The 20,423-nt window shown below is 67.3% G+C and carries 17 protein-coding genes and 1 pseudogene; 6 read left to right on the top strand and 12 right to left on the bottom strand.

The window, feature by feature from the left end:
• Position 1 precedes the first annotated feature (1 nt).
• From ABE522_RS10520 to ABE522_RS10530, 3 genes are read left to right on the top strand one after another with little or no spacing between them, the layout of a single operon-like run.
• Positions 2 to 1,291: a D-tagatose-bisphosphate aldolase, class II, non-catalytic subunit gene (locus tag ABE522_RS10520; protein ID WP_346591647.1), complete on the top strand. Its 1,290-nt coding sequence runs from the start codon at positions 2 to 4 to the stop codon at positions 1,289 to 1,291.
• Positions 1,278 to 2,438: an SIS domain-containing protein gene (locus tag ABE522_RS10525; protein ID WP_346591648.1), complete on the top strand. Its 1,161-nt coding sequence runs from the start codon at positions 1,278 to 1,280 to the stop codon at positions 2,436 to 2,438. Before ABE522_RS10520 ends, ABE522_RS10525 begins: the two co-directional genes overlap by 14 nt.
• Positions 2,435 to 3,370, top strand: a complete 936-nt coding sequence (locus ABE522_RS10530) for an N-acetylglucosamine kinase (protein ID WP_346591649.1) — start codon at positions 2,435 to 2,437, stop codon at positions 3,368 to 3,370. The genes ABE522_RS10525 and ABE522_RS10530 overlap by 4 nt, the downstream gene beginning before the upstream one ends.
• Positions 3,371 to 3,591: 221 nt before the next feature.
• On the opposite strand, the gene ABE522_RS10535 is transcribed toward ABE522_RS10530, so the two are convergent.
• The gene (locus ABE522_RS10535; protein ID WP_346591650.1) at positions 3,592 to 4,326 is read right to left on the bottom strand and encodes an SDR family oxidoreductase; all 735 of its coding nucleotides are present in this window, start codon (positions 4,324 to 4,326) and stop codon (positions 3,592 to 3,594) included.
• A 107-nt stretch (positions 4,327 to 4,433) separates the two neighbouring features.
• On the opposite strand from ABE522_RS10535, the gene ABE522_RS10540 reads away from it, so the two are divergent.
• Positions 4,434 to 5,324, top strand: coding sequence for a LysR family transcriptional regulator (locus ABE522_RS10540; RefSeq protein ID WP_346591651.1), 891 nt, complete (start codon positions 4,434 to 4,436; stop codon positions 5,322 to 5,324).
• Here the strand turns inward: ABE522_RS10540 and ABE522_RS10545 are convergent, their stop codons facing one another.
• Positions 5,325 to 6,122 (bottom strand): AraC family transcriptional regulator, encoded by a 798-nt coding sequence (locus tag ABE522_RS10545; RefSeq protein WP_406846337.1) that lies wholly within the window; start codon positions 6,120 to 6,122, stop codon positions 5,325 to 5,327.
• 76 nt (positions 6,123 to 6,198) lie between these two features.
• On the opposite strand from ABE522_RS10545, the gene ABE522_RS10550 reads away from it, so the two are divergent.
• Positions 6,199 to 7,428, top strand: a complete 1,230-nt coding sequence (locus ABE522_RS10550; RefSeq protein WP_346591653.1) for an MFS transporter — start codon at positions 6,199 to 6,201, stop codon at positions 7,426 to 7,428.
• A gap of 306 nt (positions 7,429 to 7,734) precedes the next feature.
• Here the strand turns inward: ABE522_RS10550 and ABE522_RS10555 are convergent, their stop codons facing one another.
• From ABE522_RS10555 to ligA, 9 genes and pseudogenes are all read right to left on the bottom strand, one after another.
• Entirely contained in the window at positions 7,735 to 8,130 is a 396-nt protein-coding gene (locus ABE522_RS10555) for a DUF3037 domain-containing protein (RefSeq protein ID WP_346591654.1), read from the bottom strand.
• Positions 8,108 to 8,884 carry a HipA family kinase gene (locus ABE522_RS10560; protein WP_346591655.1) on the bottom strand — a complete coding sequence of 259 codons (777 nt, stop codon included), beginning with the start codon at positions 8,882 to 8,884 and terminating at the stop codon, positions 8,108 to 8,110. The genes ABE522_RS10555 and ABE522_RS10560 overlap by 23 nt, the downstream gene beginning before the upstream one ends.
• A gap of 133 nt (positions 8,885 to 9,017) precedes the next feature.
• Positions 9,018 to 9,361: pseudogene (locus ABE522_RS17505) on the bottom strand (transposase).
• Between the two features lie 161 nt (positions 9,362 to 9,522).
• Positions 9,523 to 12,246: a DNA gyrase subunit A gene (gene gyrA / locus ABE522_RS10565; RefSeq protein WP_346591656.1), complete on the bottom strand. Its 2,724-nt coding sequence runs from the start codon at positions 12,244 to 12,246 to the stop codon at positions 9,523 to 9,525.
• Positions 12,247 to 12,471: 225 nt separating this feature from the next.
• Positions 12,472 to 13,533, bottom strand: a complete 1,062-nt coding sequence (mtnA, locus tag ABE522_RS10570) for an S-methyl-5-thioribose-1-phosphate isomerase (protein WP_346591657.1) — start codon at positions 13,531 to 13,533, stop codon at positions 12,472 to 12,474.
• A gap of 20 nt (positions 13,534 to 13,553) precedes the next feature.
• Complete coding sequence (locus ABE522_RS10575) at positions 13,554 to 14,291, bottom strand: DUF3011 domain-containing protein (protein ID WP_406846338.1); 738 nt, start codon at positions 14,289 to 14,291, stop codon at positions 13,554 to 13,556.
• A gap of 98 nt (positions 14,292 to 14,389) precedes the next feature.
• Positions 14,390 to 15,343, bottom strand: coding sequence for an EF-P lysine aminoacylase EpmA (epmA, locus tag ABE522_RS10580; protein ID WP_346591658.1), 954 nt, complete (start codon positions 15,341 to 15,343; stop codon positions 14,390 to 14,392).
• Positions 15,340 to 15,822, bottom strand: coding sequence for a GNAT family N-acetyltransferase (locus tag ABE522_RS10585; RefSeq protein WP_346591659.1), 483 nt, complete (start codon positions 15,820 to 15,822; stop codon positions 15,340 to 15,342). The genes epmA and ABE522_RS10585 overlap by 4 nt, the downstream gene beginning before the upstream one ends.
• A 52-nt stretch (positions 15,823 to 15,874) precedes the next feature.
• A complete protein-coding gene (gene ligA / locus ABE522_RS10590; protein WP_346591660.1) occupies positions 15,875 to 18,367 on the bottom strand; it encodes an NAD-dependent DNA ligase LigA in 2,493 nt (830 codons plus the stop codon).
• Positions 18,368 to 18,507: 140 nt separating this feature from the next.
• Between ligA and ABE522_RS10595 the strand changes: the two genes are divergently transcribed.
• A complete protein-coding gene (locus ABE522_RS10595; protein WP_346591661.1) occupies positions 18,508 to 19,629 on the top strand; it encodes a pyridoxal phosphate-dependent aminotransferase in 1,122 nt (373 codons plus the stop codon).
• 51 nt (positions 19,630 to 19,680) lie between these two features.
• Here the strand turns inward: ABE522_RS10595 and zipA are convergent, their stop codons facing one another.
• On the bottom strand, positions 19,681 to 20,418 hold the full coding sequence (gene zipA / locus ABE522_RS10600; RefSeq protein ID WP_346591662.1) for a cell division protein ZipA: 738 nt from the start codon (positions 20,416 to 20,418) through the stop codon (positions 19,681 to 19,683).
• Positions 20,419 to 20,423: the final 5 nt, after the last annotated feature.

Here is a 20,423-nt window from a genome sequence, read left to right on the forward strand (position 1 = left end):
CATGCACGCACTGCTCGACCTGGTCGCGCGGCACCGGCAGGGCCACGCCATCGGCGTGACCTCGATCTGCTCGGCCCATCCCCTCGTCATCGAAGCCAGCCTGCGCCACGCGCAGCGCAGCGGCCAGGCGCTGCTGCTGTTCGAAGCGACCTGCAACCAGGTCAACCAGGAGGGCGGTTATACCGGGATGCGCCCGGCCGACTTCGTGCGCTTCGTCTACGGCATCGCCGCGCAGGTGGGTTTCGATGTCGAGCGGCTGATCCTCGGCGGTGACCACCTGGGGCCCAACCCATGGACCGCGCTGGATGCCGCCACGGCGATGGACAAGGCCGAGGTGATGGTGGCCGAGTACGTGACCGCCGGCTTCCGCAAGATCCACCTGGATTGTTCGATGGCCTGCAAGGGCGATCCGGAGCCGCTGCCCGAAGCGGAAATCGTGCGCCGCGCGGTGCGCCTGTGCCGCGCGGCCGAAGACGCGTGGGCCAGCGCAGGCGGCGAGGCCCCCGTGTATGTGATCGGTACCGAGGTGCCGGTTCCGGGCGGCGCGACCGAGGCCATCGACGGGCTCGCCCTGACCACCCCGGCCGCCGCGCTGACCACCGTCGAGGCGCACCGGGTCGCCTTCGCCGAAGCCGGACTGGACGCCGCCTGGCAGCGCGTGCTGGCCTCGGTGGTGCAGCCGGGCGTGGAGTTCGACCACCACGATGTCATCGACTACGACAGCGACAAGGCGCAGCCGCTCAGCCACTCGGTCACCACCGTGCCGCGGCTGGTGTTCGAAGCGCATTCGACCGACTACCAGACCCGCGATGCGCTGACCGCGCTGGTGCGCGACCATTTCGCGATCCTGAAGGTCGGCCCGGGCCTGACCTTCGCCCTGCGCGAAGCGCTGTGGGCACTGGATGCGATCGAAGGCGAGTGGATCGAGGATGGCAAGCGCGCGCGCCTGCGCGAAGTCACCCTGCGCCGCATGCAGGAGGCGCCGGGCTACTGGCAGCGCTACTACCACGGCGCCGGACGTGCGCTGTCCACCGACCTGCAGTACAGCCTCAGCGACCGCATCCGCTACTACTGGCCGGACTCCGCCATTGAAGCTGCGCGCGTGCAGCTGTTCGACAACCTGCGTGCCGATCCGCCGCCGCTTCCGCTCATCAGCCAATACCTCCCCCATGCCCTGCACGCAGTGCGCAATGGAACTGCTACGTTCGATCCGCAGTCCCTGGCCATGGCCCACATCAGCGCTGTCCTCGATGACTACCACCATGCATGCCAAGACCATGACCTCTCCTGACATCCTCGGATTCCCCGAACCGCTGCTGGAGGCGAAGGGCGCGCTGTGGACGGCGCGCGAGATCGCCCAGCAGCCGGCCATGCTGCAGGCGACCCACGCGCTGGTGGCGTCGCTGGCCGACCCGCTGCGCGGCTTCGTCGCCACGCTGGTCGACAATCCCGCCGCGCGCGTGATCCTGACCGGTGCCGGCACCTCGGCGTATATCGGCCAATGCCTCGCACCCCTGCTGGACCGCCAGCTGGCCGCACGCGTGGACGCGGTGCCCACCACCGATATCGTCTGCGCGCCGCAGCTGTACCTGGATCCGGGCCAACCGCTGCTGCTGGTGTCCTTCGGCCGCTCCGGAAACAGTCCGGAAAGCCTGGCCGCGGTGGAACTGGCCGAATCGCTGGTGAGCGACATCCGCCACCTGGTGGTGACCTGCAACCCGGCCGGTGCGCTGGCCCGCATCCCGGTCGCGCAGGCGATGACCCTGCTGCTGCCCGAGCAGACCCACGACACCAGCTTCGCCATGACCTCCAGCTTCAGCTGCATGATGTATGCAACCCTTGCCGCGCTGTCGCCGGCTGCGGCGCTGGATGGTCGCATCGGAGCGATTTCCAGCGCCACCGACGGCGTGATCCGAGGCGCGATGCCGCTGCTGCAGGAACTCGCCGCAGCCCGCCACGACCGCGTGGTCTATCTCGGCAGCGGACTGCTGCAGGGACTGGCGCGCGAAGCCACGTTGAAGCTGGGCGAGCTGACCAATGGCGCGGTGGTGACCTGCTTCGATTCCCCACTGGGCTTCCGCCACGGCCCGAAGACCTTCGTCACCGACAACACGCTGGTGATCGTGTTCGTCTCCAACGACCCGTATACCCGCCGCTACGACCACGACCTGATCGACGAACTGCGCCGGGATGGCTGCGCGGCGCGGGTGGTCGAAATCAGCGCCCAGCCGCGCGCCGGAGCGCTCGAGCACACCCTGGCCGTGCACGGACTGGAACGTGCCGAAGACGTGGACCTGCTGTGGCCGTATGTCGCCGCCGCACAGCTCTACGCGCTGCTGCATTCACTGGAGCGCGGCGTGACGCCGGATAATCCGAACCCGGCCGGCATCGTCAACCGCGTGGTACAGGGCGTGCAGCTGTACGCGCTGGACGCATGACCGCCGCGCTCTACCTGGGCGTGGACGGTGGCGGTACCAAGACCCGGTTCGCGCTGATCGATGATTCGGCCACGCTGCTGGCCGAAGCCCAGCTGGGCACCACCTACCATCCGCAGGTGGGACTGGACGGCGTGCGCGCGATCCTCGGTGCGGGCATCGAGGCGGTGCTGGCGCAGGTGCAGGCCCGCAGCAGTGACATCGGCCAAGCCTTCTTCGGTCTGCCGGCCTACGGCGAAGACAGCCGCGCCACCGCCCTGCTTCAGGCGATTCCCGGACAGGTGCTGGGGCACGCGCGCTATGCCTGCGACAACGACATGGTCTGCGGCTGGGCCGGCTCGCTGGCCTGTGCCGATGGCATCAACATCATCGCCGGCACCGGCTCCATGGGCTATGGGCGCCGCGGCGCCGCATCGGCACGCGCGGGAGGCTGGGGCGAAGCGTTTTCCGATGAAGGGTCGGCGTACTGGATTGCCGTGCAGGGCCTGAACGCGTTCTCGCGGATGAGTGATGGACGGCTGCCGCGCGGCCCGTTGCACGCGATCCTGCGCGAACACTTCAAACTGGGCGAGCACGACCTGGACATCTGCGCGCATGTGTACGGTGAAGGCCATGGCTCGCGCGGTGAACTGGCGCAGCTGTCGCCGCTGGTATCGCAGGCCGCGTTGGCCGGCGATGCGGTGGCGGCATCGATCTTCGAGCGTGCCGGGCATGAACTGGCGGCCATCGGCGAGGCGTTGCGGGTCACCCTGCGCTTCCAGCCTGGCGAACCGGTGCCGCTGTCGTGGTCCGGCGGTGCGTTCAGTGCCGGTGACGCGTTGATGCGCCCCTTCGCCGCCGCGCTGCACGCGGCCAGCCCGGACTTCGTGCTGCGCGCCCCCCTGCATGCGCCGCATTACGGCGCGGCGTTGTACGCGCGCCTGCTGGCGCGTTGACGCCGCAACCGGATCGGCATGACGGCCGGCGGCCGTCACTACCTGACCGCGCGCCCTGGTAGCGCCGAGCCATGCTCGGCGAGCGCAGCGGAAAGCCGGGAGCGTGACGACCAACGGTCGTCACCCACCGAAGGTCGTCACCCCCCGAAGGTCGTCACCCCCCGACGGCCGGAGCTGACGGCCCGCAGCCGTCACTCCCGATCACTGCCCCCGCGTCGGGCTCAGTACGGGCTGGCGGTGGGCCGGATGACGATCTCGCTGGTATCCACGTCGGCCGGCTGCGCGATGGCGAAGGCAATCGCACGTGCCACCGCCTCCGCCGGAATGGCGGTGGCGCGGAAGCTGCGCATTTCTTCGCGCCCCTGCGCATCGGAGATGCTTTCGGCCAGTTCGGAGGTGGTAACGCCCGGGCTGATCGTGGTCACCCGGATCGCAGGACTCTCCTGGCGCAGGCCCTCGGAGATCGCCCAGACCGCGTATTTGGTAGCGCAGTAAACCGCTGCGGTGGGTGACACCGCATGTGCGCCGATCGAGGCGATGTTGATCACCTGGCCGTGACCCTGCGCCTGCATCTGCGGCAGCACGGCGGCGATACCGTGCAGCACGCCACGGATATTGACGTCGATCATCCGGTCCCACTCGTCCACCTTCAACGCGGCCAACGGTGACAGCGGCATCACGCCCGCATTGTTGATGATCACATCGACCCGTCCGTACGTTGCCACGGTATCGGCGACCACCTGCTCGACCTGGTCGCGCACGCGGACATCCAGCGCGTGCGCGACCGCCGTGCCGCCCTCGGCCTGGATGTCGGCCACCAGCTGCCGCAGGCGATCGATCCGGCGTGCGCCCAGCACCACGGTGGCGCCGCTGCGCGCCAGCAGGCGGGCGGTGGCTTCGCCGATACCGCTGCTGGCACCGGTGATCATGATGATCTTGTCCTGGATGAGGTTCATGGCAGGCTCCTGGAAGCTGTCTTTTCGAAGGAGCTGCCAGCCTACGAAGGCCTGGACGTCCACGGTATTCCCTGTCCGCTGGACAGAATGGTTAGTATCGGTAACCAATGGACACCGATCTCAACCTCCTGCGCCTGTTCCTGGCCGTCGCCGAAGGCCACAACTTCCGCGTGGCGGCCGATCGCCTGGGGGTGACCCGGTCTGCGGTAAGCCAAGGCATCCGACGCCTGGAAGACAGCCTGGGCATCGCGCTGGTGCAGCGCTCGACCCGCAGCGTGCGACTGACCGAAGCCGGTGAACAGCTGCACCGGCAGATTGCCGGCCCGCTGAGCGTGGTCGCCACGGCCATCGAAGACACCGCCAGCGACGGCCAGCCCCGCGGCCTGCTGCGAGTGGCAGTGACCTCCATCGCCGAACGCTTCCTCTCCGGGCCGCTGATTGCCGACTTCCTGCGTCGGTATCCCGGCATCACCCTGGATGTCACGGTGACCGATGACGAGTCGGACATCGTGGCGGCCGGCTTCGACGCCGGCGTGCGGCTGGGAGAGGTGATCGAACAGGACATGGTGGCCATACCGCTCACCGGACCGCAGCGCGAAGTGGTGGTGGCAACACCGGCCTACCTGGCCGAGCATGGCATGCCGGCCCACCCGCGCGAGCTTGCCGCGCACCGCTGCATCGGCTGGCGCCCCTCGCCGGAGGTGGCACCCTACCGCTGGGAATTCGTTGAAGACGGCCGCGGGTTCGACGTGACCGTGGCACCGCAGCTGACCACCAATGACATGCTGCTGATGGTGCGTTCGGCGGTGGCCGGCGGCGGCATCACCTTCGGCATGCAGGAGACCTTCGCGCCCTACCTGGCGCGTGGCGAACTGGTCACGATGCTGGACGACTACCTGCCACCGTTTCCGGGCTTTTTCCTGTATTTCCCGAATCGGCACAACCAACCGGCCAAGCTGCGCGCATTGATCGAACACGTGCGCGCGCACGCGCCCTGATCAACGGAAGAACTGGCTCGGACTGAGCCCGAAGCGCTTCTTGAACATGCTGGAAAACGCGCTCGGGCTGTCATAACCGAGGGCCAGCGCCACGTCGATGACCTTGTGCCCCTGTGCCAGTTGTTCCAGTGCATGCAGCAGGCGGGTCTGCTGCCGCCACTGGCCGAAGGTCATGCCCAGTTCGCGCGCGCACAGGCGCTGGAGGGTCTTGACGTCCACCTGCAGCCGGGTGGCCCAGTCGTGCAGGGTCGAGCCATCGTGTGGGCGCCGCTGCCATTGCCGTGCGATCCGTCGCAGTCGCGTGTCGCTGGGGTCGGGCAAGTGCAGCGGCAACACCGGCAGCGCCTGCAGTTCATCCAGGATGAGGTGCATCAGCCGGCCATCGCGCGATCGCGGATCGTAGGGCTGGGGCACCTCGACCGCGGCGTGGATCAGCGCAGCCAACAACGGTGTGATGGACACGGTGGAAGCCTCGCTGGGCGCGGTTGGCATCGCCTGTGGCGCGATGTACAGGCTGCGCATGCGCACGCTGCCCAGGCAGTCCACGCGGTGGCCCATGCCGGCCGGCATCCAGATCGCGCGCGTGCTCGGCACCACCCAGCGCCCGCTGCCGGCGTGCACCACCAGCACGCCGCTTTCGGCGTAGACCAGCTGGTGGCGGTCGGGGTGGTGATGCAGCGGGATGACGGTATCGGTCGGGTAGTCGCGCGCGCGGCAGAACACTGCCGTGGTGGGGCTGGCCGGCAACGGTCGCCCACGACCAACAGGCACTGGCATGTCCTTTTCTCGATGATGCATGACCATATCGCGCGGGATGGACTCTGCGTGCGACTTTACCATGCGCCTCTCTTCGGCCACCGCTGTGCGAATCCCCATGTCCAGCACCACTCCTGAGCTGTCCCCCACCGCCGCTGCGGCGCGCCGCCCGCTGGTCGGCGGCGTGCTTGCCGCGATCACCGGCTCCCACCTGGTCAATGACATGATGCAGTCGCTGATCCTGGCGCTGTATCCGATCCTGAAAGGCCAGTTCCAGCTCAGCTTCACCCAGATCGGGCTGATCACACTGACCTACCAGCTCACCGCTTCGCTGTTCCAGCCGCTGATCGGCCTGCGCACCGATCGCCGCCCTGCCCCCTATTCGCTGCCCTTCGGCATGGGCTCCACGCTGTGCGGCCTGCTGCTGCTGGCCTACGCACCCAGCTTCGGCCTGGTGCTGATGGCAGCGTTGCTGGTGGGCATCGGGTCGGCGATCTTCCACCCGGAATCCTCGCGCATCGCGCGGCTGGCATCAGGTGGGCGGCATGGCCTTTCGCAGTCGGTGTTCCAGGTGGGTGGCAACACCGGCACCGCGATCGGTCCGCTGCTGGCTGCAGCGGTGATCGTGCCCAACGGGCGCACCAGCGTGGCTTGGTTTGCCAGTGCCGCACTGATCGGCATCGCCCTGCTGACCTATGTCAGCCGCTGGTACCAGGCGCACCTGGCCAGCGTGCCGGCCTCCACGGCGTCGCCTGCGCCGGTGCGCCCGGCAAAGGCATCGGCGGGCAACGGGGCGGCGCCCATGAAAGTGGGTTGGATCATCGGGGTGCTGCTGGTGCTGATCTTCAGCAAGTACTTCTACATCGCCGGGCTGAGCAGCTACTACACCTTCTTCCTGATCCAGAAGTTCGGCGTGTCGGTGCAGAGCGCGCAGATGCACCTGTTCGCCTTCCTGCTCGCCTCCGCAGCGGGCACCTTGATCGGCGGACCGGTCGGCGACCGCATCGGCCGCAAGCCGGTCATCTGGGCGTCGATCCTGGGCGTGGCACCGTTTGCGCTGGCCCTGCCCTACGTGGACCTGGCCTGGACCGGGGTGCTGGCGGTGATCATCGGCTTCGTGCTGTCCTCCGCGTTCTCGGCCATCCTGGTGTACGCGCAGGAACTGATGCCGCACCGCATCGGCACGGTGTCCGGGCTGTTCTTCGGCTTCGCCTTCGGCATGGGCGGACTGGGTGCGGCCGTACTGGGGGTGTTGGCCGACCACAGCGGTATCGTGCAGGTCTACCAGCTGATCTCGTTCCTGCCGCTGCTGGGCATCGTGGCGGCCCTGCTGCCGAACCGGCGGTAACGCCGACCCATGGTCGGCGAGCGCAGCGGGCCGTGCACGGACGGATTCCGCCGAGCACGGCTCGGCGCTACCACCGGGGCCCCGATGGCACCGACCCATGGTCGGCGAGCGCCGCGGGCCGTGCACGGATGGATTCCGCCGAGCACGGCTCGGCGCTACCACGCACGATCACGGTAGCGCCGACCCATGGTCGGCGAGCGCAGCGGGCCGCGCACGGAAGGATTCCGCCGAGCACGGCTCGGCGCTACCACACACGATCACGGTAACGCCGACCCATGGTCGGCGAGCGCAGCGGGCCGTGCGGACTCACCCCTTCGGCACGCGCACCATCTTCGTCAGCAGGTGCTCCACCACGCCCGCCGGGTCGGCCGTGCGGCCGACATGCGTGCTCGACATCTGCACCACCGAGCTGCGCTTGGCGGTCAGGAAGTGGAAGCGCGCACGCGCCGGCAACTGCGCGATCGGGCCGGCGCCGGCTTCCCCGCGGCAGATCGCCACGATGGCATCCAGCCAGGGCCGCAATGCCTCCAGGTCCAGGCTGGGAGCAAAGGCGTTCAGGCGCGCCGGATCGATCTCGATCGCGGCCTCCAGGTGTCTGGCGCCCGGACAGGACACGATGACCCCGACGTTGATGAACTCTTCGCGCTCGACCCGGGGAACGACCCGGATCACCGCGTAATCATACGTATGCAGCGTGGGCACGGACGGCCTCCTGGACGAAGGCCGCGCGCACGCGCAGGCGATGGATGAAGTAGTCGACGTAAGCCTGGCGGTAGGCGGCCGGCGTATCGAACGCAGGCTCGCCGACCAGCCAGGCGTCCGGCACCAGGCCGACGATGCGTTCGATCTCATGGTCCGGCAGGCGTGCTGCCAGTTCGTCGTCGACCTCGGCGATCCGGCTGGCGAACGGCAGCAGCACGTGGTCGCGGATCAGCACGAACGGCTTCTCGCAGGCCTGTCCCGCCGTCGCCCAATCGTGGTGGAAGTACATCGCCGCACCGTGGTCGATCAGGTACAGCTTGCGGTGCCACACCATCAGGTTCGGGTTGCGCGCCGTGCGGTCCACGTTGCTGGCCAGCGCATCGAACCAGACGATCCGCGAGGCCAGCTCCGCATCCACCGGCATCGCCGCCGGGTCGTAGTTGATCGCACCGGGCAGGTAATCACTGCCCAGGTTGAGGCCTTCGCTGGCGCGGATCAGCTCCTGGATTTCCGGATCGGGCTCGGTGCGGGCGAACTCGGCATCCAGTTCGACGAACACGATCTCCGGCAGCGGAAGCTGCAGCGTGCGCGCCATCTCCCCGGCGATCAGCTCGGCGATCAGCGCCTTCGGCCCCTGGCCCGCACCCCGGAACTTGAGCACGACCATGCCGTCATCGTCGGTTTCGACGATCGCCGGCAACGACCCGCCTTCGCGGAGCGGAGTGACATAACGCAGAGCGTGCACGGTACGCACAGGGAATTCCTTCAACAGCGGACCGCAAGATTACCGCGTCGCGGAGCGCTGCGCGTGCACTGGCTTCATGCCCGGCACCGGTCCTGTAGGCGTCGAGCTTGCTCGATCGCGGGGATGTCGAGCAAGCTCGACACTACGACAGCGGCCACCGGCACCAGGCCCAAGGATATTCACCGATCCGTTCAGCCAATCCCGCCCGGACCGGGTTGGCCATGACATACAGGGCCTGCGCCCGGACTGCACGCAGCGAGACAGCGTTCCCTCTTTCAGCTGCATCACCCAATGCAGATGGTCTGGCATGACCACTCGAGCGAATGAGCGCGTCAGGCCGGACCGATCGCTTCGCTCAAGCTGTTCCATCATCAGCGCGGCCAGCGTGGGATCAACGAAGCAAGGCGACCGTTGTGCCGTGACAGTGGTGATGGAGTAGGAAGTCCCCGTAAGCGAAACCCGGCCGATGCGAAGCTGACTGGACATGGCTCCAGCATGCGTGGCGAAAGCCATGGCCAGGTACCGGAGGGCGCGCACCGCAGTGTGGGGAAATACCGCAGTGTCGAGCAAGCTCGACACTTTTGATCCTGCGTAACGAAAAACGCCGGCACAGCGCCGGCGTCTTCCGTTGACCAGCAACAGCGCGATCAGTCCTGCGACGGCGTCTCGTCCGTTGCAGTCGGGGCAGCAGCCGCCGGATCGATCGCCGCAGCGTCGACCACCACGTCCTGCTCCTCATCGGCTTCGATGAAGGCATCCATCCGCTCCACCGCCTGCAGCTTCTCTTCCTTGGACAGGCGGATCAGGGTGACGCCCTGGGTGTTGCGGCCGACCCGGCTGATTTCCGAACCCCGGGTGCGCACCAGGGTGCCGCCGTCGGAGATCAGCAGCACTTCGTCGGCCGGTCCCATCAGCACCGCAGCGACCAGCTTGCCGTTGCGTTCGGTGGTCTGGATGCCGATTACGCCCTGCGTGCCACGTCCCTTGCGCGGGTACTCCGGCAGCGGGGTGCGCTTGCCGTAGCCGTTCTCGGTCGCGGTCAGGATGAACTTCATGCCCGCCTCGTCACCGACCTCGACCACGGCATCGCCGTTGTCCACGATGGTGTCGTCGGCGCTCGTATCGTCCTCGTTCTCGTCCTCGATCCCGCCGGCACTTTCGGCGACGATCAGGCTGACCACTTCTTCGCCCTTGGCCATCTTGATGCCGCGCACGCCGGTGGCGGTACGGCCCATCGAACGGACCTTGTCTTCGCCGAAGCGCACGGTCTTGCCGTTGGAGGCGAACAGCAGGATGTCCTGCGCCCCGTCGGTCAGGCCGACGCCCACCAGGGCATCGCCGTCGTCCAGGTTGATGGCGATCTTGCCACGCGCAAGGCGGAAGGCGAACTCACCCAGCGGGGTCTTCTTGACCGTGCCGTTGCGGGTAGCGAAGAACACGAACTGTCCTTCGGCATACTCGCGCACCGGCAGCACCGCCTGCACCCGCTCGCCCGGTTCCAGCGGAATCCAGTTGATGATCGGGCGCCCGCGCGCATTGGAACCGGCTTCGGGCAACTGGTGCACCGGCAGCCAGAACACCTTGCCGGCGCTGGTGAAGGTCAGCAGCGTGTCATGCGTGTTGACCAGCCACAGCTGCTCGATGAAATCCTCTTCCTTGGTCGAGGCCGCGCTGCGGCCACGACCCCCACGACGCTGCGCGCGGTACGCACTGACCGGCTGGCGCTTGGCGTAGCCGGAATGCGACAGGGTGACCACCACGTCTTCCGGGGCGATCAGGTCGAGGATGTCCAGGTCTTCTTCGCTGTGGCGGATTTCGGTACGACGTGCGTCGCCGAATTCCTCGCGGACGTTGATCAGCTCCTCGCGGATCACTTCGAGCAGGCGGTCCGGGTTTTCCAGGATGTGGATCAGCCCGGCGATGACTTCCAGCAGCTGCTTGTATTCGTCGGTCAGCCTGTCCTGCTCCAGCCCGGTCAGGCGGTGCAGGCGCATTTCCAGGATCTGCGTGGCCTGCACTTCGGTCAGCTGGTAGCCGCCTTCGATCAGGCCCACGCCCTTGGGCAGGTCTTCCGGACGCGACGCTTCGGCACCGGCGGCGCCGAGCAGCGAACCGACCAGGCCCGGATCCCACACGCGCGTCAGCATGCGCTCGCGGGCTTCGTTCGGGTTGGCCGAGCTCTTGATCAGCTCGATCATCTCGTCGATGTTGGCCAGCGCGACGGTCAGGCCTTCCAGCACGTGGGCACGGGCGCGCGCCTTGCGCAGCTCGAACACGGTGCGGCGGGTGACCACTTCGCGACGGTGGCGGACGAACGCCTCCAGCATCTGCTTGAGGTTCAGCAGCTGCGGGCGGCCGTCGACCAGCGCCACCATGTTGATGCCGAACACCGACTCCATCTGGGTCTGCTGGTAGAGGTTGTTGAGGACAACTTCCGCCGACTCGCCGCGCTTGATTTCGATGTAGATGCGCATGCCGTCCTTGTCGGACTCATCGCGCAGTTCGCTGATGCCTTCGAGTTTCTTTTCCTTGACCAGTTCGGCGATCTTCTCGATCAGACGCGCCTTGTTCACCTGGTACGGAATTTCGGTGACGATGATCGACTCGCGGCCGTTGTCGGCCACTTCCACCTCCGCCTTGGCACGGATGCGCACGCGGCCACGGCCGGTGCGGTAGCCGGCGATGATGCCGGCGGTGCCGTTGATGATGCCCGCGGTGGGGAAGTCAGGACCCGGGATGTACTCCATCAGGCCATCGACATCGATCTGCGGGTTGTCGATCAGGGCGATGCAGGCGTTGATCGATTCGGTCAGGTTGTGCGGCGGGATGTTGGTCGCCATGCCCACCGCGATGCCGGCCGAACCGTTGACCAGCAGGTTCGGGAACCGGGTCGGCATGACCGTCGGCTCGCTTTCCTTTTCGTCGTAGTTCAGCTGGAAATCGACGGTTTCCTTGTCGATGTCGGCCATCAGCTCATGCGCGAGGCGCGACATGCGCGCTTCGGTGTAACGCATGGCCGCGGCGGAGTCGCCATCGACGGAACCGAAGTTACCCTGGCCATCGACCAGCATGTAGCGCAGCGCGAACGGCTGCGCCAGGCGGACCAGGGTGTCATACACCGACTGGTCGCCATGCGGGTGGTACTTGCCGATGACGTCGCCGACGATACGCGCCGACTTGAAATAAGGCTTGTTGGCATGTGCGTTGAGCTCGCTCATCGCGAACAGCACACGGCGATGCACAGGCTTGAGGCCGTCGCGCGCATCAGGCAACGCGCGTCCCACGATCACGCTCATCGCGTAATCGAGGTAACTCTTGCGCATCTCGTCTTCCAGGTTGACCTGGATGATTTCCTTGGCGGATTCTGCCATTCGGGTTCCGTTGTCTGGTAGCGGTCCAGTCCGTCGCGCCATCCCCTTTCGGGGCGGCAGCGGCGGAATCTCGATTAACTGACCGAGTCTACCACAACGGCGGAATTTTCGCCCCTGTTCAGCGGGTTTTTACCGGAAGAAATCAGCAACTTAGGCGGCCGTTGGCTGCCTGTTCGTCGATTGCCCCGGTCGGCTCGCAGATCCGCTTCGCCGCCCCGCCCGGGATCAGCCGAAGGCGGCGCGCATGCTGGCCGCGGTGGGCGCCAGGATGACCCCGCGCTCGGTCACGATGGCGTCGATCAGCTCCCCCGGCGTCACGTCGAACACCGGGTTCCAGGCGGCGATGCCGTCGGCCACGGTGCGGCTGCCACCGACCCCGTACAACTCGCCGGGATCACGCTGTTCGATCTCGATCTCGCTGCCATCGGCGGTGTCCATGTCCACGGTCGAGGACGGCGCCACGACCATGAACTTCACCCCATGGTGGCGGGCGGCGATGGCCAGCTGGTAGGTGCCGATCTTGTTGGCGGTGTCCCCGTTGGCGCAGATGCGGTCGGCGCCGACGACCACCCACTGCACCGCACCGGTCTTCATCAGGTGCGAGGCGGCCGAATCGGCGATCAGGGTGGCATCGATGCCGTCCTGCTGCAGCTCCCACACGGTCAGGCGCGCGCCCTGCAGCCACGGCCGGGTCTCCCCGGCGAAAACCTTGGCGATGCGCTGCTGGGCCATGCCGGCGCGGATCACGCCCAGTGCGGTGCCGAAGCCGGCGGTGGCCAGTGACCCGGTGTTGCAGTGGGTCAGCACGCCGCTGCCGGCGTCGATCAGGCCGGCCCCCAGTGCGCCCATGTGGCGGTTGGCCGCCAGGTCTTCGGTGGCGATGGCTTCGGCCTCGCGTTCCAGCACCTGCTGCCAGTCATTGCCTGCCGCGCCCAGCACCCGACGCATGCGCGCCAGCGCCCAGGCCAGGTTCACCGCCGTCGGCCGGGAGGCGTTCAGGCGCTGCAGCGCGGGTTCCAGCTTCTGCAGGGCCTGCGGGCCGTCGTCGGCCTGCACGTCACGGGCGGCCAGCACCACGCCCCAGGCGGCGGCGATGCCGATGGCCGGCGCGCCGCGCACGGTCAGCGCGTGGATGGCGGCGGCCACCTCGTCACTGGTGGTGCAGGCCACGTGCTCCACCACGAAGGGCAGCTTGCGCTGGTCCAGCAGTTGCAGGGCATCGCCGGTCCACAGGATCGGGCGGATGTGGTCGTAGCGGGCGTAGTCGATGTCGGTGGGCGCGTTCATGCGCCCATTGTAATGCGCGCTCAGTTCACCGAGAACTCGGCGCGGCAGCCGTCGTCCACCCAGATCCCGCGCTTGTCCCAGCCCCAGTTGCGCCCTTCTTCGCAGGCGCGCCCGGACAGCTGCTTGAGCAGGTTGACGCCGGAAGTGATGGAGGCCCCGCAGAAACGCCGACGCCGATCCTTGGATTCACAGGTGAGCCGGCGCGGTGCATCGACGAAGCCACTGCCGTCCGCCGCGCCGATCTCGAAATCGCCCTCGCAGCCGCGCGTGGTCCAGATTTCGTTGCGCCGGTAGCCCCAGCTGTGGCCTTCGCGGCAGGGCATGCGTGAATTCTGCCGCAGCAGGCGCACGGGGGCACCTTCCAGGCGCACCGGACAGCTCTGCGGGCGGCCGTTGGATTCGCAACGCACCACGCGCCTGACCACCTTGGCCGGCACGCCCGGCGCGCCCGGTGCTGCAGCGCTGGCGCCACCGCGTGCGCGGAATTCAGCACGGCACCCCAGGGTGACCCACACGCCGGAGCGGTCGGTGCCCCACTCGCTGCCCCGCACGCAGGCGTTGTCGGACAGTTGGCGCACCAGCTCCACACCGCCTTCCACGTCCATATCGCAGTGGACCCATCCCAGGTCGCGCGACTGGCAACGCACCACCTCGCCTGCATAACCGCCCTGCCCCTGCGCCGCTGCCGGTGGCAGCAGCGCGGTCCAGAGCAGCAGTGCGCCCAACCCGGCCCCCGTGCTTGCCAACAACTTGTTCAACGACCATCCGCCCTGTAATCGCGATTCGCTGCCACCATGCGGCAACCGGCGTGATAAGAGCATCATCGCGATCGACCCGCAAGCGCTGGTTGCGTCGTTCAGGCACGGCTGAAATCAAAGGCAAGCACGTCGGCAATGCGCGACGTGCGCGCCATCGCCATCAGCAGCCGGTCCACGCCCACCGCGACGCCGGCACAGGCGGGCATCGCCGGCAACGCCGCCAGCAGCGCTTCGTCCAGCGGCGGCAGCACATCCCCACGTGCCTGCCGGCGCGCATGGTCAGCTTCGAAGCGTGCGCGCTGCTCCTGCGCATCGCCGAGTTCGTGGTAGCCATTGGCCAGCTCGACCGGCCCCAGGTACAGCTCGAAGCGCTCCGCGCGCGGCGGCGTATCGTCGCGGATCCGCGCCAATGCCGCCTGCGAGGCCGGCCAGTCATGTACCACGGTCATCACTGTGTCATCGAGGTGCGGCTGGATGCAGTGGGTCATCAACAGGTCCAGCCAGTCATCCCGCCCCAGGCCCGCGGCATCGATCTGGATGCCGGCCAGTGGCAGCCGCAGTTCGGCGATGCTCGCCTCGAACGGATCCACGCCGACCCGCTGCAGGTACAGCGTGCGGTAGTCGATCACCTGCAGGGTCGCCACCCGCCCCACCAGCGCCAGCGCCTGCTGCACCAGGGCGGCGGTTTCGTCGATAAGCCGGTGATGGTCCCAGCCCAGCCGGTACCACTCCAGCATGGTGAACTCCGGGTTGTGGCGCCCGCCGGCTTCGCCGTTGCGGAACACCCGGCCAAGTTCGTAGCAATCGCCTACGCCGGCAGCCAGCAGTCGCTTGAGCGGGAATTCCGGCGAGGTGCGCAGCCAGCGACGACGCGCACCGGCATCGCGATGGCCGCTGAAATCGGTATGGAAACTGTCGATGTTCGGCTCGGTATTGCCTGCCGCCGACAGGATCGGGGTCTCCACTTCCAGCACCTCGCGCTGGGCGAAGAAGCGCCGCACCATCGCGTTGAGCGCGGCGCGCTGGCGCAGCGCCTGCAGCAGCGCGCTCACAGCAGGCCGTCGCGCGGATGGTCCAGCGGCAGCGTCATCAGGTCGCGGGTATCGTCGATGTAGCCGGTGGCAGTGTACAGCCGGCGTGCCAGCTCGTTGTGGCGGTTCACTTCAAGCCGCAGGCGTTCAACGCCGCGTGCGCGTGCGCGCTGCTCGACGATCGCCAGCGCCTGCCGGCCACGGCCGCGGCCGCGCACGCCCGGCGCAAGATACAGCTCGTCCAGCAGCGCGAAATGCCCGCCCTGCTCCAGGCTGAAGCCCATCGCGATGACCACGTAACCGCCTACCGCGCCGGCCTCGTCGAGCAGCATGAGCACCTCGCCGTTGCGCGGGTCGGCCAGCAGCGCACCCACGCCACGGCGGACCCGCGCCTCGTCGAACGCGATCTGGTCTTCGATGTAGAACGCACGCATCAGCGCGATCAGCTGCGCCTCGTCGGCGCGGGTGGCCATGCGGAAATCCAGCGGTGCGGTCTGCATGCAACTCTCCTTCAAAGGGTACCGCCGGGCGGGTACCCGGCTTTGATACGTTTCATTCGTGGGCGGCGAGGAAAGCCAGCAGCTGGTCTTCGTCCCACACCGGCACGCCGAGCGACTGGGCCTTGTCCAGCTTGGAACCGGCTTCGGTGCCGGCGACCACGAAGCTGGTCTTCTTCGACACGCTGCCGGCCACCTTCGCGCCCAGCGCTTCCAGACGCTCCTTGGCCGCATCGCGGGTGAGCGCGGACAGCGTGCCGGTCAGCACCGCGGTCTGGCCCTCCAGCGGCCCGACGGGCTGCCCGGCCTGCTGCGGCGCGCGCTGCAGGATCTCCTTCATCTTCGCTTCTGCCTGCAGCAGCAGCTCGCCGTGGCCTTCGCTATCCAGCCACGCCGCCAGGCCGCGCGCGGTGTCGTCAGGCAGCCCGGCATTGACGAACTGGCCGTGTTCGGCATCCAGTATCGACTGCGCACTGCTCAGTGCGGCGGCAAGCTTTTCCGCACGCAGGCGGGTGATGCCGGGTATCTCGGCCTCCACCAGCAGCTGTGCAAGATCCAGTCCTTCGCGCAGTTTGCCGCTGGGCGGATGCTCATCGGTGATGCGTACCTGGCCGAGCTGCAGCAGATCGTCGATGGCCTGCTGGTTGCCCTGCTGTTCGAAGAAATGACCCAGCGATCGTGCCACTTCACCGCCGATGTCCGGTACCCGCTTGAACAGCGGCCACGGCAGGTGGCGGATCAGTTCCAGCTCGCCGAACCACTGCGCCAGCGCTTTCGCCGTGCTTTCGCCGACATGCTCGATGCCGAGCGCGAACAACAGCCGCTCCAGCGTCGCGTCGCGGCTGGCCTCGATGGCGGCAACCAGGTTGTCGGCCCAGCGGGTGGCGATCTTCTTCGTGTTCCAGCTGAACGTGATCGGCTGGGCCAGCGCCTGCGCACGCCAGCCCGCATCGCCGGCATCCAGCTTCAGCACGCCATTGAGCACTGCGCCACTGCCATCGGGCGGCAGGTGCGGGGTGAAGCTGGCGGCCAGCGCGGAAGGATCCTCGGCATCCAGCACCAGCTTCAACTGCAGCAGGGTGTCACGGGTCAGCCGGTACAGGTCGGCCACGCCGCGCACGATGCCCGCGTCCACCAGGGTTTCGATGTACTTTCCGCCCAGGCCGTCGATGTCCATTGCACGACGCGAAGCGAAATGGCTGATCGCTTCCTTGCGCTGCGCCGGGCAGCTCAGCTCGCCGGAACAGCGCCAGGCGATCGCGCCCTCTTCCTGCACGATTTCCGCCCCGCAGACCGGGCAGTGGGTCGGCATCTTCCATGGCGTGGTGCCGGCAGGACGGCGGTCGGCGATCACGCTGACCACCTCCGGAATCACGTCGCCGGCGCGCCGCACGATCACGCTGTCGCCCACGCGCACGTCCAGCCGCGCGATCTGGTCGGCGTTGTGCAGGGTGGCGTTGGAGACGATCACCCCGGCCACCGCGACCGGGGCCAGCCGCGCCACCGGGGTGGCCGCGCCGGTTCGCCCGATCTGGATCTCGATCGCCTCCACCGTGGTGCTCTGTTCCTGCGCGGGGAACTTGTGCGCGATCGCCCAGCGCGGCGCCCGCGCAACGAAGCCCATCGCCTGTTGGTCATCGAAATCGTCCAACTTGTAGACAACACCGTCAATATCGAAATCCAACGAGTCGCGGATTTGCTGCACATGTTCATAGTGTCCGAGCAGCTCACGAATACCCGAAACCCGGACCGCCAGATCCGAGACCTGAAATCCGTATCTCTTAAGTAGCATCAACGAATCATGGTGCGAAGACGCAATACGAGAATCTTCACCTTCAAAAAAATCAGGCTCAACCTCTACAACACCTAACCCGTATGCGAAAAACGCCAACGGCCTATCAGCAGTGATTCGCGAATCAAGCTGCCGCACAGATCCCGCAGCACCGTTCCTGGGATTTGCCAACACTTTCCCATCGCTGCTTCTCGCTTTCGCGTTGTATGCCAAGAACTTCTTTCTGGGCATGTAAACCTCTCCACGCACCTCGAGCACCGCAGGCACATGACGGGTCCCAAGTCGCAACGGCACATCGGGAATAGTCCGGATGTTAGATGTAACGTCCTCGCCGACCATGCCATCACCACGAGTCACAGCTTGGACAAGCTCACCCAATTCGTATCGCAGGCTCATTGCTAAGCCATCGATCTTAGGCTCGGCTGAAAACGCGGCGTTGCTACGCCCGAGCCGGCGCTCAATTCTCCTGAAAAAGTCGATTACTTCCTGATCGCTAAAAGCATTGTCGAGAGATAGCATCGGTATCTCATGCATCACCTTGCGAAAGGAACGTTTGATGTCTCCACCTACCTTATGGGTCGGAGAGCCGGAAACAATTAAATCTGGATGGTCAGATTCGAGGCGAGTCAGCTCACGCACCAACGCGTCATAGTCCGCGTCGCTCATCAACGACACGTCGTGTCCGTGGTACGCGTCTGACGCTCGTCCAATGATCTGACGTAGTTCTGCAGCGCGCTTCGCGGGAGACGACTTCATATGCTCATGCTTTTTAGGTGACCGCTGAATTCTAGCGCGTTAAGTCGTTCCGTCGGCGTGTTCTGCCCGGCCAGCTGAACCCTTGCAGCACGCCGCGGCCGGCGCTAGCGTGCGATGACCTCCCCTGCCGGATGACCTGCGTGCCTCTCCCCACTTCCCGACGGCGCTTCCTGCAGCTGGCTGGCGGCAGCCTGGCCCTGGCTGGCAGCCCGCTTGGCGCCGTCGCCAGCAAACCGCGGCCGCTGGCCGCGTTTCCGACCAGCAACGATCCCGCACCGATCCTGCTCAACTTCAACGAATGTCCGTACGGCCCGTCGCCGGCGGCGCAGCAGGCGGCCCGCGACAGCGTGGCCGCCAGCGGTCGCTATCAGTTCGCCCTTGCCGGTGAGCTGCGCGATACGTTCGCGCACGGCGAGCGCATCGATCCGGCGCTGGTGCGGCTGTATCCCGGCTCCAGTGAACCGTTGAACCGCGCCGCCCTGCTCTGGACCGGCCCGGAGGCCGCCCTGGTCACCGCCGATCCCACCTTCGAGACATTGGGCGAGATGGCTGCCGCACGCGGCGCGGCCGTGCACCGCATCGCACTGCGCGAGGATGGCGCGCATGACGTACGGGCGATGGTGGAGGCTGCCGCGCGGCAACCGACCGGCTTGATCTATGTCTGCAACCCGAACAATCCCACCGGCTCGATCACCCCGCGCGCGGACCTGGAGTGGCTGCTGGAAAACAAGCCGGCCGCCACCCGGGTGCTACTGGACGAGGCCTATCTGCAGTACAGCGAGCAGGCCTCATTGGCCGGCGAGGTCGGCAAGCGCGATGACCTGATCGTGCTGCGCACGTTCTCCAAGCTGTATGGCATGGCCGGGCTGCGGCTGGGCGTGGCGATCGCCCCACCGGGGCGGTTGGCGGAACTGGCGACGCTGGGCGACAACCCGCTGCCGGTGCCCGCCTTGGCGGCTGGCCTGGCCAGCCTGCGCGACCCGCTGCTGGTGGCGCAGCGGCGGCTGCAGAATGCGCAGGTACGGCAGGCGACCATCGCCTGGCTGGGCAAGCGCGGCTTCGCCAGCCTGCCTTCGGAAGCCAACTGTTTCATGGTCGACGTCGGGCGCGACGGCGCGGGCCTGGTCGCCGCGATGAAGGCGCAAGGGGTGGTGATCGGCCGCAGCTGGCCGGTCTGGCCGCAGCGGGTGCGCATCACCGTGGGCACCGACCAGGACATGGCAGCCTTCCGCGAAGCCTTCAGCAAGGTCACCGGAGGGTAAATGCGTGCCGGAAACATGGGCAGCGGCGCGATGCGCGGCTGCCCATGCCGTTTACCAGCGTGGCGTCTTGGTCAGCGGTGGCGCCTGGTGCTGGCGATCATAGGCGCGCAGGTCGTCGCGGATGTGCGCGATACGCTGGCGACCCAGCGCGTTGCGGCTGTCGTCCAGTACCACCGCATCCAGCAGCTCGGCCATGCGCTGCACGGTCGGCAGCATTTTCTCCCAGGAGTCGAGCGCCGTCAGCGGCGCCGGCAGGGTCAGGAAGAACGCGATCGCTGGCGTTTCCATCTCGCGGATGGTGCCCATGTCGAAACTGCCCGGCTTCATGATGCTGGCCATCGAGAAGATCGGGCCGCGCTCCGGGTGGCCTTCCACCAGCCGGTGGAACACGTTCATGTGACCAAACACCAGGCCGGTCTTTTCCGCAGCGACCACGATGTCTTCGCCACGCAGCTGCTCGCCGGCGCGCGCGGCAACGAACAGTGAAACGATCTTGTCGAAGTCCTGGCTGGCGCGCTTGCCGAGGTCACTGTTGGCGTTGGCTTCGGCGTCCGCCAGGCCCAGTTCGGCCTGCGCGCCGTCAACGGCGGGGTCGCCTGGCTCACCGCGGGACGCATCGTCGCCGCCGCCCAGCACGGGTTCGCGGCGCTGGGCGCCATCGGCGCCGGGATCACCTTCGACGCGGCGTCCCTGGGTCTTCTTCTTCGGCCGGCCGAACAGCAGGATCGCAGCGATCAACAGCAGGCCGGCGGTAAGGATGCCGATGCGCAGCAGTGCGGTGTCGGACATTCGGT

This window comes from Stenotrophomonas lacuserhaii (genome assembly GCF_039674585.1).
GTDB lineage: Bacteria > Pseudomonadota > Gammaproteobacteria > Xanthomonadales > Xanthomonadaceae > Stenotrophomonas > Stenotrophomonas pennii_A.

What these genes read in the sequence shown, in the direction of transcription:
- ABE522_RS10520 (WP_346591647.1), top strand. Translation starts at nt 2, where the DNA reads ATGCACGCACTGCTCGACCTGGTCGCGCGGCACCGGCAGGGCCACGCC.
- ABE522_RS10525 (WP_346591648.1), top strand. Translation starts at nt 1,278, where the DNA reads ATGACCTCTCCTGACATCCTCGGATTCCCCGAACCGCTGCTGGAGGCG.
- ABE522_RS10530 (WP_346591649.1), top strand. Translation starts at nt 2,435, where the DNA reads ATGACCGCCGCGCTCTACCTGGGCGTGGACGGTGGCGGTACCAAGACC.
- ABE522_RS10535 (WP_346591650.1), bottom strand. Translation starts at nt 4,326, where the DNA reads ATGAACCTCATCCAGGACAAGATCATCATGATCACCGGTGCCAGCAGC.
- ABE522_RS10540 (WP_346591651.1), top strand. Translation starts at nt 4,434, where the DNA reads ATGGACACCGATCTCAACCTCCTGCGCCTGTTCCTGGCCGTCGCCGAA.
- ABE522_RS10545 (WP_406846337.1), bottom strand. Translation starts at nt 6,122, where the DNA reads ATGCATCATCGAGAAAAGGACATGCCAGTGCCTGTTGGTCGTGGGCGA.
- ABE522_RS10550 (WP_346591653.1), top strand. Translation starts at nt 6,199, where the DNA reads ATGTCCAGCACCACTCCTGAGCTGTCCCCCACCGCCGCTGCGGCGCGC.
- gyrA (WP_346591656.1), bottom strand. Translation starts at nt 12,246, where the DNA reads ATGGCAGAATCCGCCAAGGAAATCATCCAGGTCAACCTGGAAGACGAG.
- mtnA (WP_346591657.1), bottom strand. Translation starts at nt 13,533, where the DNA reads ATGAACGCGCCCACCGACATCGACTACGCCCGCTACGACCACATCCGC.
- ABE522_RS10585 (WP_346591659.1), bottom strand. Translation starts at nt 15,822, where the DNA reads ATGCAGACCGCACCGCTGGATTTCCGCATGGCCACCCGCGCCGACGAG.
- ligA (WP_346591660.1), bottom strand. Translation starts at nt 18,367, where the DNA reads ATGAAGTCGTCTCCCGCGAAGCGCGCTGCAGAACTACGTCAGATCATT.
- zipA (WP_346591662.1), bottom strand. Translation starts at nt 20,418, where the DNA reads ATGTCCGACACCGCACTGCTGCGCATCGGCATCCTTACCGCCGGCCTG.